This window comes from Alkalihalobacillus trypoxylicola, assembly GCF_001590785.1.
Lineage (GTDB): Bacteria > Bacillota > Bacilli > Bacillales > Bacillaceae_D > Alkalihalobacillus > Alkalihalobacillus trypoxylicola.
Genome location: NZ_LTAO01000002.1, coordinates 22,630 through 34,961, shown reverse-complemented (window position 1 = coordinate 34,961; position 12,332 = coordinate 22,630). Strand labels below are relative to the sequence as shown.

13 protein-coding genes are annotated in these 12,332 nt (G+C 35.5%); 6 read left to right on the top strand and 7 right to left on the bottom strand.

Annotated features, from left to right (window positions below; genetic code table 11):
* Window positions 1-15: 15 nt before the first annotated feature.
* Entirely contained in the window at window positions 16-306 is a 291-nt protein-coding gene (locus AZF04_RS03115; protein ID WP_045482418.1) for a metal-sensitive transcriptional regulator, read from the bottom strand.
* Between the two features lie 279 nt (window positions 307-585).
* Between AZF04_RS03115 and AZF04_RS03110 the strand changes: the two genes are divergently transcribed.
* Window positions 586-1,143, top strand: a complete 558-nt coding sequence (locus tag AZF04_RS03110) for a cysteine hydrolase family protein (protein ID WP_061947527.1) — start codon at window positions 586-588, stop codon at window positions 1,141-1,143.
* A gap of 75 nt (window positions 1,144-1,218) precedes the next feature.
* Window positions 1,219-2,682 (top strand): nicotinate phosphoribosyltransferase, encoded by a 1,464-nt coding sequence (locus AZF04_RS03105; RefSeq protein ID WP_061947526.1) that lies wholly within the window; start codon window positions 1,219-1,221, stop codon window positions 2,680-2,682.
* Window positions 2,683-2,750: 68 nt separating this feature from the next.
* On the opposite strand, the gene AZF04_RS03100 is transcribed toward AZF04_RS03105, so the two are convergent.
* Together AZF04_RS03100 and AZF04_RS03095 are read right to left on the bottom strand one after the other, a co-directional pair.
* A complete protein-coding gene (locus AZF04_RS03100) occupies window positions 2,751-3,587 on the bottom strand; it encodes a 1,4-dihydroxy-6-naphthoate synthase (protein WP_061947525.1) in 837 nt (278 codons plus the stop codon).
* Entirely contained in the window at window positions 3,584-4,252 is a 669-nt protein-coding gene (locus AZF04_RS03095) for a futalosine hydrolase (RefSeq protein ID WP_061947524.1), read from the bottom strand. Before AZF04_RS03095 ends, AZF04_RS03100 begins: the two co-directional genes overlap by 4 nt.
* A gap of 376 nt (window positions 4,253-4,628) precedes the next feature.
* Here AZF04_RS03095 and AZF04_RS03090 point away from each other — a divergent pair, with 376 nt between their 5' ends.
* On the top strand, window positions 4,629-5,600 hold the full coding sequence (locus AZF04_RS03090) for a pectate lyase family protein (RefSeq protein ID WP_061947597.1): 972 nt from the start codon (window positions 4,629-4,631) through the stop codon (window positions 5,598-5,600).
* A gap of 100 nt (window positions 5,601-5,700) precedes the next feature.
* Here the strand turns inward: AZF04_RS03090 and AZF04_RS03085 are convergent, their stop codons facing one another.
* Window positions 5,701-6,165, bottom strand: coding sequence for a GNAT family N-acetyltransferase (locus AZF04_RS03085; RefSeq protein ID WP_061947523.1), 465 nt, complete (start codon window positions 6,163-6,165; stop codon window positions 5,701-5,703).
* Window positions 6,166-6,340: 175 nt separating this feature from the next.
* Between AZF04_RS03085 and AZF04_RS03080 the strand changes: the two genes are divergently transcribed.
* The 3 genes from AZF04_RS03080 (at window position 6,341) to AZF04_RS03070 (ending at window position 8,548) form a co-directional block, all read left to right on the top strand.
* Window positions 6,341-6,784, top strand: a complete 444-nt coding sequence (locus AZF04_RS03080; protein ID WP_061947522.1) for an Rrf2 family transcriptional regulator — start codon at window positions 6,341-6,343, stop codon at window positions 6,782-6,784.
* 268 nt (window positions 6,785-7,052) lie between these two features.
* On the top strand, window positions 7,053-7,898 hold the full coding sequence (locus AZF04_RS03075) for an AraC family transcriptional regulator (RefSeq protein WP_061947521.1): 846 nt from the start codon (window positions 7,053-7,055) through the stop codon (window positions 7,896-7,898).
* Between the two features lie 23 nt (window positions 7,899-7,921).
* Complete coding sequence (locus AZF04_RS03070) at window positions 7,922-8,548, top strand: YesL family protein (RefSeq protein WP_061947520.1); 627 nt, start codon at window positions 7,922-7,924, stop codon at window positions 8,546-8,548.
* 134 nt (window positions 8,549-8,682) lie between these two features.
* Here the strand turns inward: AZF04_RS03070 and AZF04_RS03065 are convergent, their stop codons facing one another.
* The 3 genes from AZF04_RS03065 to AZF04_RS03055 all read right to left on the bottom strand — a co-directional run bounded on the left by AZF04_RS03065 (window position 8,683) and on the right by AZF04_RS03055 (window position 12,320).
* Window positions 8,683-9,219 carry a DUF1572 family protein gene (locus tag AZF04_RS03065; protein ID WP_061947519.1) on the bottom strand — a complete coding sequence of 179 codons (537 nt, stop codon included), beginning with the start codon at window positions 9,217-9,219 and terminating at the stop codon, window positions 8,683-8,685.
* A gap of 481 nt (window positions 9,220-9,700) precedes the next feature.
* Window positions 9,701-11,341 (bottom strand): glycoside hydrolase family 9 protein, encoded by a 1,641-nt coding sequence (locus tag AZF04_RS03060; protein WP_061947518.1) that lies wholly within the window; start codon window positions 11,339-11,341, stop codon window positions 9,701-9,703.
* Window positions 11,342-11,357: 16 nt separating this feature from the next.
* Window positions 11,358-12,320 (bottom strand): glycoside hydrolase family 113, encoded by a 963-nt coding sequence (locus tag AZF04_RS03055; protein ID WP_174522664.1) that lies wholly within the window; start codon window positions 12,318-12,320, stop codon window positions 11,358-11,360.
* Window positions 12,321-12,332 lie beyond the last annotated feature (12 nt).

Genomic DNA, 12,332 nt, shown 5'->3' with positions numbered 1-12,332 from the left:
TAAAAAACCTCCTTATTATTTGAGCATCCTTTTCAAAACATCCATTAATTCATCAATCGCTTCCTCACCATTGCCTTCTTTTATAGCTTTTGAAACACAATGATGGGTATGATCCTCTGTTAAAGCGAGAGAAACTTTATTCATGGCAGCTTGAATGGCAGCGATTTGATTTAAAATATCTACACAATAACGATCATTCTCGATCATACTATGAACACCGCGTACCTGCCCTTCAATACGTTTTAATCGGTTTAATAGTTGCTGTTTATTCGGTTGTTTCGTTTTTTTATCAGTATTATGATTCATTGCAACACACTCCTAAACCTTATACTTATACCCTGTACCCCTATAATAACGACTAATTTTTATTCTGTCAAATGAATGTATGAGTCTATATTCCTTAGCCAAACATTTCTAACTGCCCGTTTTTATTAAATAAAAAAATCGTTCATAATTGGTTCGATTAATATCTTTTCATTTTCACCGGCAGTCTCATTTAAACCGAAGGAACTCTGACTTTTTTTAAAATAAAAAAGAGTTTATAATAAAAGAAAGAATTAAGTATACAATAAGGGGGTATTCATCTTGTCAAAAAAAGCTCTTATTATTATTGATTATACCGTTGATTTTGTTGCTTCTAATGGTGCTCTAACCTGTGGAGAGCCCGGACAATTAATAGAAGAAAAGCTAATTAGCATTTCCAACACTTTTATCGAGCAAGGTCACCTTACTATCTTTGCTGTTGATACTCATTATGAAAATGATCCATTACATCCCGAGACTAAGCTCTTCCCTGCTCATAATATAGTTGGCACAGAAGGTAGAGAATTATACGGAGGTCTTTCAGAATTATATAAACAATCCGAGCAGCTTCCTCACGTAAATTGGATGGACAAAACAAGATATTCTTCATTTGTGGGTACTGATCTGGAGTTAAAATTACGGGCAAATGGAGTGACTCAACTTCACCTAGTAGGAGTATGTACTGATATTTGCGTGCTTCATACTGCAATAGATGCATACAACAAAGGTTTTGAAATCGTGATTTATGATAATGCCGTTGCTAGCTTTGATTCAGACGGTCATGCCTGGGCTTTAAGACACTTCAAAAATAGCCTTGGTGCTTCAATAAAAACAATCTAACGAATCATTACATCCATTTAGTAATGACAAAAGGTTATCATCATGAAATTTGTATTTAACTTCTGGAGGTTTATTATGATTAAGGAATATCGAGATGACAGTTTAGCTTTGCACACAGATTTGTATCAAATAAACATGGCCGAAACCTATTGGGCAGATGGGATTCATGAGAAAAAAGCGGTTTTTGAGCTATTTTTTCGAAAGCTCCCCTTTGGAAACGGCTTTGCGATTTTTGCTGGCTTAGAAAAGGTTATTCATTACTTAAACCATTTTCACTTTACCAATACAGATATTGACTATTTGAAAGAACAAGGATACAAAGAAGATTTTTTAAACTATTTAAAAACGATTACTTTTACTGGCACAGTGAGGTCGATGAAGGAAGGCGAGGTTGTATTTGGTAATGAGCCATTACTACGTATTGAAGCACCTCTCGTAGAGGCACAGCTCATTGAAACAGCTATCTTAAATATTATTAATTACCAAACACTTATCGCGACTAAGGCTGCCAGAATCAAACACCTTTTAGGTGATGAAACGGTTATGGAATTCGGCACAAGACGGGCTCAAGAAATGGATGCTGCGGTTTGGGGTACAAGAGCTGCGATTATTGGTGGTTTTGACGCTACCTCTAATGTAAGAGCAGGTAAAATGTTTAATATTCCACTTGCAGGGACACATGCTCATTCTATGATTCAAGCTTATAGAGATGAGTATATTGCTTTTCACAAATATGCAGAGCGTCACAAAAATTGTGTATTTTTAGTTGATACATACAACACCTTAAAATCAGGAGTTCCGAACGCTATCAAGGTTGCTAAAGAGCTTGGTGATAAAATTAATTTTAGAGGAGTACGATTAGATAGTGGGGATTTAGCATTCCTATCTAAAAAAGTTAGAATCATGTTGGACGAAGCAGGATTTCCTGACGTAAAAATTGTCGCCTCTAATGATTTAGATGAATCGACCATTATTAACCTCAAACAGCAGGGTGCTAAAATTGACATATGGGGAATTGGCACCAAGTTAATTACTGCGTATGACCAACCAGCACTTGGTGCCGTATACAAGCTTGTGTCTATTGAAAATGAACATAAGGAAATGGTCGATACGATTAAGATTAGTGGGAACCCAGAAAAAGTAACGACTCCAGGTTTAAAACGTGTTTATCGAATTATTAATCGCTATACACAGAAATCTGAGGGAGATTACATCGCTCTTGATCATGAAAACCCTAATGAAGAAGAAAACCTTCATATGTTCCACCCTGTTCATACGTTTTTAAGCAAGCATGTTCGACACTTTGAAGCAATAGATTTGCAAGAGATCATCTTCGAAAATGGTGAGCTCCTCTATGAAAAGCCTGATTTACAGTCTATTAAAGAATATGCACAATCTCAGCTACAGCTCCTGTGGGATGAGTATAAAAGAACACTGCATCCTGAAGAATATCCAGTTGATTTAAGTGAGGCTTGTTACCAAAATAAGATGGACAATATTCGTTTCATTAAAGAAAAGGTGGACTCTTTACAGTCTTGATTCTATAAAAAAGCGGAAGGCATTCTCAAAGCCCTCCGCTTTTGTTTTTCTATTACACATGTAAAAATTTATTTTCTTAATAACTTTAAATCAAAATCAGGAACTAGCCCTTCCTTCATAGCTCTTCCTAATAGGGATTCAATCGCTTCAAAACCATCGTTACCTAAATCGGCCGTATATTGATTCACATATAAATCAATATGAGAGGCAGCAACCTCTTCTGAAAGCTCCTGCGCATGCTCCATTATATAGCTCTTAGATAATTCCGGATGTTTCCAAGCGAAATGAACAGAATCCTGAATCCATTTCGCGATTTTATCACCATCTAATTCTCTTTTGGCGATAATTACTCCTAAAGGTATCGGCAATCCTGTATCCTCTTCCCACCAGCTACCTAAATCTGAAACGAGATGAAGTTGATATTGCTCGTAAGTAAAACGGGCTTCATGAATAACCAAACCTGCTGCAATTTCACCTTTTTGAACGGCTGGCATTATTTCTTCAAAAGGCATCACTACAATTTCCCCTAAACCACCTGGGATTTTCTGTTGTGCCCATAAACGAAAAAGTAAATAAGCGGTCGAGCGATCACTTGGAACGGCTACTTTTTTACCGGTTAGAGCTGTTGCATCTTTTATTTTATTTTTCGTTAGAACTAAAGGTCCACAGCCACGCCCTAGCGCGCCTCCACAAGGAATTAATTGGTAATTGGAGAGAACCCACGGTAAGGCAGCAAATGATATTTTCATAATTTCAGGCCCCTCTTCCTTAGCAGCCCAATAATTTGTTTTATCTATATCGGCATAGGTTACCTCTAATTTAGGTGCATCCTCTATTAACCCATGAACGGCTGCATGAAAAACAAATGTATCATTCGGGCATGGGGAAAAAGCAATTTTGGTCATGATAATACCTCCTCTATAACGGCAAAAGCATTTTTCAACTGGTTTAATGCTTCTTTTATTTTCCAAGCATCCTTATTTCTCGGTCCAATGATATTAGAAATAGCCCTAATTTCTATAACAGGAACATTAAACAATTTAGCTGCTGTCGCTACTCCAAAACCTTCCATCGCTTCTGCCTTTGCCTCCGGAAGACGCTCCTTTAAGGCATATGTAGTCGCCTCAGTTCCCGTAACGGTATTTAAAGTCAAGATAGGCCCTATATGAACAGGTAGTGAATGTTTTTCGAGGTGAGCTGCCCATTTCTTTGCGATTTCAACTTCGCTCATGATTTTCGACTGACCTAATCCTAATTCTTCAAGCTTTAAAAAGCCTTCTGGTGATTCGGAGCCTAAATCTGCTGCTTGTATTTCAGTTGCAATAACAATGGACCCTATGTCTGCCCTTCCTTGGAAACCACCAGCGATACCTGCATTTATGACGAGATCATACTTACTTTTTATCAACTTTTTTGTCGTATTGGCTGCTGCGTTAGCTGGTCCAACGCCCATAACCTCAATATCTATATAAGGTATATCTTCTATGGCTTGCTTTATTATTTCCCTCTCTGCCTCAACAGAAACCATAATCAATACTCGTTTTTCATGATTGCCTTTTTCATTGGTCATTGATTAAACTCCTTTACTTAAACAGCTACTACGAGCTTTCTCACAAATAAGTTTACCACAGGCTATCAGATTATAAAGAGATTAGACTCATTTCTAACTATTACAACTATCTTTACTAAGATTGGTATAATAAATCCTCCTGATAATGTTCATAAAAAGGACTATTTATCTAGAAAGAAAACGTTGTTATAGGTATAATTTATATTTTTTGGAAATTTATAAAATATATCCAAATAGTATATTTACATCTTCTTCCTATCCTTTTATGATGAATGTATTAAGAAGGAGGTGAGTTTTGTAAGCGCTTTATTTTTAGTGGTATAAAAAATTTTAAGAGGAGCTGAGGCTTGTGAAAAAGTTAGGTGTTGGCCTGTTCATGTTGACTGCGATTCTTCTTTCTGTTTTATTCACTGATAGTAATGTTTCATTTGCAAATTCCCCGAATTTCTCTATGCAAGGTTATGCAACACTAGCTGGTGGAACAACTGGTGGTGCTGGAGGAGATGTGGTGACCGTCACAACAGGTGAAGAGTTGGTTAACGCATTAAAAAACAAAGATGACAATACCCCATTAACCATATACATTAATGGAACGATTACTCCTTCTAACACTCCTGCAAACAAAATTGATATTAAAGACGTCTCAGATGTATCGCTTCTAGGAGTTGGAAATAACGGTCGTCTAGACGGTATCGGCATTAAAGTCTGGAGAGCTCACAATGTTATCATAAGAAATTTAACTATACATGAAGTCAACATTGGTGATAAGGATGCCATAAGTATTGAAGGTCCTTCTAGTCACATCTGGGTTGACCATAATGAACTATATGCAAGCTTAGATGTTCATAAGGATTATTATGATGGACTCTTTGACATTAAGCGTAATGTAGATTATGTAACCTTTTCTTGGAACTATGTTCATGATGGATGGAAAGCTATGCTAATGGGTAGCTCTGATAGTGATAATTATCACAGAACCGTAACCTTTCACCATAATTATTTCAAAGATTTAAATTCAAGGGTGCCTAGTATTCGTTATGGAGAAGCTCATATATACAATAACTATTTTGAGGGAATAATAGATACTGGAGTCAATGCTAGAATGGGTGCCGAGGTTATGGTAGAGAATAACCATTTCGCAGATTCACATAACCCTCTAGGATTTTGGCACAGCAACCAGACAGGCTATTGGAATGCAGTTAATAACCTATTTGAAAACAGCACAGGTAGCATGCCAACAACCTCAACCACTAATTTTACACCTCCTTACTCGTATCAAGTAGACGAAGTCCAAAATGTTAAAAATATCGTACAAGAATATGCTGGAGTGAATGTTATATCTCCTTAAATTCTAAATAACCATGCGATCTTTAACTTTAAGGATCGCATCTTTTTTTGTTAAAAACCCTCGTTAAATTGACCTCAATCATAAAGCAACTATTTTATAATCAATCCAATGTTTTATGAAGCATAATTAAATCCATTGCCTTTATTCCATTCTCAAAGATTTCATTTGGATAATTTTCAAAGAACCCTTTTCGAATCTCTCGCATACGATACCCAGCTCTTTGATAAAATGCTAGATTGCTAATACTTGAATTTGCCGTTCCTACATGCATATATTCAGCTCCCCTATCTTTATAAAAATGCTCTAACATAGTGAGAAAGTATTTCCCTACCCCTTGCCCCTGATAAGAAGGTATTACGGCTATATTTTTAATTTCTATGAAGTCTTTTTCAACCATACAAAGAGCAACTGCAACCGTTTCTTTCTGATGATTTAATTCAAATAAGTCTCCCTTGTTCAGATATGAGATAACCACCTCTTTTTCGTCAGCAATGGATAAAAAAGGGATATAATTGTTTCGCTCTATATGATTACCTATTTTTTTAAAGGAATATAGTTCATTCATCTCGTTACTTCTTTCCTTTCATTCGCTATTTTCATGGGATGTTTTTAGTAAACTGTCCTATTCATATTTATTTTCTCAAAACTTATAGTATAGTGTAAAGACACAGTTCGTTCACATCTTAAGACATTGGTTGAGGTATGTTTATTTTATAAAATGATTTTAAGGGAGCGATTCCATGCATTTAACCAATTATTCCGATTATGCACTCAGAACCCTTATCTATTTAGGAAGTCAGTCTAATCATGAGTCTTTAGTAAGTATTAAACAAATATCCTCCATATACAAAATTTCAACAAACCACATGCGAAAGGTAGTTTATGAGCTTGGTCAATTAGGTTACATCGAGACGATAAGAGGAAAAAACGGTGGTATTAAATTAGCGATAGAACCAAAAAAAATTAACATTGGAGCCGTTGTCAGAAAAACTGAAAACCTCTATATCCTTGAATGTTTTGATAGAGAAATTAATACATGCATCATTAGCTCAGCCTGCCAATTAAAATCTATTCTCTCTGAGGCGCTTCACGCCTTCTTACAAGTACTAGACAAATATACTCTAGAAGATTTATTAACCAATAAACGAGACCTACAAACATTATTTACATTATTTAAAACATGATAGCGAGAATCGCATTTAATCTTCAACCTCCCTCCTTCACACTCTAGGTTGCCATAGGGGCATGAAACCAAATTGATTACATATATATAAACGGAAGAACCATTCATAAATAAATAAAATAAAGCGCTTACAACTGTTGGATATATGGTATAATTTCTTTGTTAAAGTGGTTTATATCCTAAAATACAACCGCCCTTTTTGGCCATCATCTCAGTTGAAACAGTCTATCAAAGTTTTGCACTTTTTTTATGAAAGGCTGTGTTTTCTCATGCAAGTTTCAGAATATATACAAAATCAAAATAACTATTTGGATTTATATGTGAATCAATATGGAAAGAAGCATTGTCCACCAAAACATTTTCAAGGCCCAGCTATTAGTCATTATTATCTAATATATTTTGTGACTGATGGAGAAGGGGTTTTTACGATTCATAATAAATCCTATCATCTAAAAAAAGGTCAGGGTTTTTTAATTTATCCGAATATTCCGTTTTTTATTCAAGCTAATGAGGAGAATCCTTGGTGTTATTATTGGTTAGGCTTTAACGGCTTACAAGCTAACACTTTGTTATCACAAGTAAATTTGTCAGCCTATCAGCCAGTATTTGCTTACCAAAATCAAAACGAACTTTTGCATTTATTTGAGCAATTCATATCTTTATCCCATTCGAAACACACCTTATTAGAACTTAAAGGATTAAGTACACTCTACTCTATTTTTTCATTATTAGGAGATAGCAAGCCTTCAGAACCTAGCATTTATTCTGATACTAGAAAACATACGAAAAGTCTCTATGTCCAAAAGGTAGTCGAATTTATTGAGCAAAATTTTTCCCATAAAATTACAATAAGTAGAATTGCCGATTCTATTGGCTTAAACCGTAGTTACTTATGCTCCCTTTTTAAAACACAATTTCATTGCAGCATACAGGAGTATTTAATTTATTTTCGAATCAATAAATCCTGTTCATTATTAAGAGACACCCATCATTCAATTGGGGATATTTCTAGAGCTGTCGGTTACGAAGATCCCTTACTATTTTCTAAAACTTTTAAAAAGCTAAAGGGCGTTTCTCCTAGAAAATATAGAACAGAAAAACAAGGCTGCCAATAGAGTAGCAAAAGAAGGTGAATATTATGAACAATGTATTAGATAGTGGCTTCTATCGTTTTTTAGAGAAACTTACGAATTATTTTTTGCTTAATATTATTTGGATTATTTCGATTCTACCTATTATTACTTTTTTCCCTGCGACCGCTGCCCTTTTTGCTGTTATAAGGGATGGGAAAAAAGGAGAGGATTTTACGATAAATAACTATTTTAAGCATTTTGCAAAAAACTTTAAGCAAAGCTTTACTATTGGTATTATTTTCTTTGTTGTTACATCGATTCTCTATATAGACTTAGTATTTATATCACAATATGAAACTGGAATGATGTATTTAATTATGCTTTCTCTATTATTTCTACTTGTTCTTTTGTTATTGTTTATTTCTGTTTTTATTTTCCCAATCTTAGTCAGCTATAACCTTTCCATACTCAAACTAATAAAACAAGCCTTTTATTATTCTATTATGTTTTTTCCAACTAGCTTCTGTTGTATGATTATTTTACTACTGGCTGGCTGTCTTATCATTTACTTTCCTTTTTCCGTCCTTCTCATCTTTAGTTACACGGCTTTACTGATTTTTTCTTTGTGTAATCGTACCTTTTATAAAGTAGAGCAAAAAATAAAAGATCAGGAGAGAGCATTGATAGGGTAACCTAAAATAAACTTGGCTTACTATAAATAGAATATTCACTTATAATAAAGCGCTCGGTAAGAGATTATCCAAGCGCTTTATTTATGAAATTATCATTTTGACTTTAATTTAATGTATCCAAATTCCAACAAAAATTAAGAACGATGTTTTTCTAACTTATACTGTAAGTACTCTTCTGATTTTCCTATAGAAATGCTAAGGGTTTCCCAATTCACATCTTTTATTAGCTTGCCAATATAAACAATCTGACCAACGTGATAAGAGTAATGAGCCATTTGTCTTTCGATTGCTTCTATCACAGTGTGGTGTTCACCTCGAATAGTTATTTTTTTTAACAAATCTTGATTTTCTAATCCTTTCAATGTATCTAAAAGTATGTTCCATCCCTTTTCCCAAATAAAAATCATTTCCTGTTTCGAGGTTTTGTCATCAACAAATTCCTGATCGCGATTTCTTGAAGCTTTTTCTCCATCAGTCGTTAAAAAGTCAGACCATCTAGATATCATATTTCCACTTAAATGTTTGACAACAATTGAAACGCTATCTGAAGTCTCATTGTATTTCCAATGAATATCCTTCTCTGACAATTGACTTATCGTTTTATCCCCGAGACTTTTTATGCTTTGAAATCTATCTTGTACAATTTTTAAATATTCATTTCCGAGATTCACAAGTGCCCCCCTTTTATCGTGAAAAAAACTGACTTGTTTTTTAAAAGATTACTTCCCTTTAAATTAGTACTCTTTTCGGTTATTGTCGAGTTTTTCCCTCTTTTTAAATGATTGATTAGAAAATGACTCACGAATAAATGATTATACCATTCTAGGTCCCCGCCTGTTCGCTCCCCTAAGACACTTCGCGTCCGGTGGGATGGCGCCGAACTAACTTTTTTTAAAAGTGGATTTCGGCATGGCCACTATTTCCCACTGGAGTCTCCGTGTCTTGTGTCCGCTAGCTTACGTCTTTCATAGGGAATTTATCCGTTCAAAAACCCTCCTTTTTCCAAAAAAGGAGGGTTCCTAATTCGTTATGGATGTTTGTTACCATTACACATTTTCCTAATATTCTTTAGTGATGTTTTAAATGACGTTTTGTCCCAGCTACTATAGAATCTTTAAAATGATACAAATCAAATCTAATAACCTTCTTTGCTTAAATATCGTTTTTATTTATATCAAGATCATTAAAATGTGCTAACACAAATATCGCTGGAGAGTTCCAGTATATTGTAATTTCATTTGTTGAATAGCTATCTTGGTGATCGACAAAACATTTTGAAGGAGGATAACCGTCCAATACTTGCTTGGCATATTCATCTTGCAATCCTTTATTAGGGCCTCCGGCAATCATTCCCGGAATAGGCGCTTCTATTCCATCTCCAACGGCCGGTCGATAATGAGGGTTTTGAATAGAATTTGCCCCGAAGCCCGTCACATAACTATAACCTAACGGATTGCAGCCAAGTAAATAATCCAATTGAGCTAAGGCACCTTGCTCAAAGCTTTCTTTTCCAGAAAAATGAAAGGCATAAAGTAAAGTCATCGCATGGTTCAATAACACCATATTACTACCCCAAATGAAATCATTTTCTCTTAAGCTTGTCGGATATCCATTTGTCTTTTTTTGTTGTAGCAAAGCATTCGCTAACCCTACCCATTCTCTTTTTAATTCATTCTGTATGGAATCATCAGCTTCTGCTATATTTAAACTAAGATAAGACAATGTTCCATACCCACTTACATTCGTCCAACCTAATTCACATTTCTTAAAATCCTTGAGAAATAGCTCCTTGAATGCATGGTGATAGACTTCCTCTTTTGTTGCATGATACATTTGAGCTGCTGCCCAATAGCGCTCATCTAAATCTGAAGAATCGCCATACTCACCCGTTGAAACTTCTTCAGGGTTTTTAAATAAAACCATCTCAGGGTTCGACTCTAACCAGCTCCAGGATTTACGAGCCGCCTCTAAACATCGAATCGAAAAAGCTTCATCTATTGCTCGATAAACGGTTGAAGCAAGTGCTAATACCGCAACAAAGGAGGCCGTTGCTGTAGAAGATACAGGACAAAGATAAAGGTCATGCTCATCCTCCTCTGGCATAACGTCAAGTCCTGGAAAGGCAAGAGTTGTTACTTTATGGAACACGCCCCCATCTCTTAAATTTTGCATTTTTAATAACCATTCAAGCTCATAACGAGCCTCATGGAGAATATCGGGAATGATTCCATCAGATTCAGGAATAGAAATAGTACTTAAAAAGGATTGTGGATACGTTTGATAAGCAAGCAATAAGTCTGCTAATGCCTTCGCTGCCGCTACCGTATATTTCCCATAATCCCCTGCATCATGCCATCCTCCACTACAATCAAGCTCTAAATGAGGTTCATTTAAAACTTTCCCTTTTGATGTATGACAGGCCTTATGCTTCCAAACTCCTGCATATTCCTCCTTTAACTCCATACCACATCTCAAGAAATAAAAGGCTTTTAATACCCCATTTTGTAGAGACTCATAAGGTTTTTCTGAAATAGGAAACGATAATGATTTGCTTTCACTTTGCTTAATATAATAGTCCCCTTCTTCCTGAATATCAGAAAAGTCTAATACATAAACTTGCTCAGAGCTCGCCTGGTCGAAAATAGGCCCAAATGCCTCTCCACTAAATACGATAGAATTCGTGTTCTTATCTACAACCGAAAATGGAGATGCTTCTGTTGATATCGCTCTCTTTTCTTTATCCAACAAATAACCAAGTTGATTAAGTACTATCTTTCTTTTTTCAATCTTCATTATGACCTCCCAAAATTTATTTTTTTGAGTACCAGTTTTTTAATACAACCTCAGCACTTTTTCCATAAATATCAAAGCCCGTATTTTCTTTCGCTTCATTGAACTTATATAACTTCGTACTCCAGTCCCACCAAAAAAAGCCTACAAACCAAGGTTCATCCCAGAATACTCTCATTACCGAAGAATAAAAAGCAGCCTGTTCCTCTTCATCAAAGGGCAAATCTGTATGCTCAAAATCCCATGGCATCTGGGAACAACCTGAAGCACTTCTACAACCAATTTCAGCAAATAAAATAGGCTTTTGAAACCGTTCGTGAAGTCTTTGCATTTTTTCACGAACTTTTAACCAATTTGAAACCATCACTTCTTCACTATCACCCATTTTTTCTGTAACTGGATAATAAGCGCTTGTTCCTATAATATCGACCTGATCAAACCAATCGATATTTTCTTCTTTACCATGGTTTGCATTATAAATAAGAGGCCCCTTATAAATGTTTCTTACGGCCCTAATTAATTGGCTCCAATATTCAATATGTGGCTCCGCATTAACCATCTCGCACCCTATACAGAACATTTCACACTCAAGCTCCTCCGCTAATTCTGCATAATGTAGGATAAAGTTGATGTAAGAATAAAACCATTTATCCCAATAAGAGCTTGCTTCTTCTGGAAAGCCGATTCGAGCTCTCCAAATTCCATCTCTAGAGTTGACTACTGGCTTTAAGCAGACTTTGAGCCCTAATTGTTTAGCCTGCAAAACCGCATGCTCAATATCGCGGTCTGTCACGGTATAACCATAATCAAATACAATTTCTGTAGAATATATCGTTTCTTGAAATGTGTAGAAAGAGAGTGCAATCCATTCACTACCTGTCTCTTTTAATTTTTTCATCGATTCTATCGCTTCTTCACTTCGATAATCTCCTCTTTTTGAATTCCAACCATAGGTCATTCCCTTTACGAACAAATTTTTCATTAAGGTCACTCT

What these genes read in the sequence shown, in the direction of transcription:
- AZF04_RS03090 (WP_061947597.1), top strand. Translation starts at nt 4,629, where the DNA reads ATGTTGACTGCGATTCTTCTTTCTGTTTTATTCACTGATAGTAATGTT.
- AZF04_RS03115 (WP_045482418.1), bottom strand. Translation starts at nt 306, where the DNA reads ATGAATCATAATACTGATAAAAAAACGAAACAACCGAATAAACAGCAA.
- AZF04_RS03105 (WP_061947526.1), top strand. Translation starts at nt 1,219, where the DNA reads ATGATTAAGGAATATCGAGATGACAGTTTAGCTTTGCACACAGATTTG.
- AZF04_RS03085 (WP_061947523.1), bottom strand. Translation starts at nt 6,165, where the DNA reads ATGAATGAACTATATTCCTTTAAAAAAATAGGTAATCATATAGAGCGA.
- AZF04_RS03055 (WP_174522664.1), bottom strand. Translation starts at nt 12,320, where the DNA reads ATGAAAAATTTGTTCGTAAAGGGAATGACCTATGGTTGGAATTCAAAA.
- AZF04_RS03080 (WP_061947522.1), top strand. Translation starts at nt 6,341, where the DNA reads ATGCATTTAACCAATTATTCCGATTATGCACTCAGAACCCTTATCTAT.
- AZF04_RS03070 (WP_061947520.1), top strand. Translation starts at nt 7,922, where the DNA reads ATGAACAATGTATTAGATAGTGGCTTCTATCGTTTTTTAGAGAAACTT.
- AZF04_RS03075 (WP_061947521.1), top strand. Translation starts at nt 7,053, where the DNA reads ATGCAAGTTTCAGAATATATACAAAATCAAAATAACTATTTGGATTTA.
- AZF04_RS03100 (WP_061947525.1), bottom strand. Translation starts at nt 3,587, where the DNA reads ATGACCAAAATTGCTTTTTCCCCATGCCCGAATGATACATTTGTTTTT.
- AZF04_RS03060 (WP_061947518.1), bottom strand. Translation starts at nt 11,341, where the DNA reads ATGAAGATTGAAAAAAGAAAGATAGTACTTAATCAACTTGGTTATTTG.
- AZF04_RS03095 (WP_061947524.1), bottom strand. Translation starts at nt 4,252, where the DNA reads ATGACCAATGAAAAAGGCAATCATGAAAAACGAGTATTGATTATGGTT.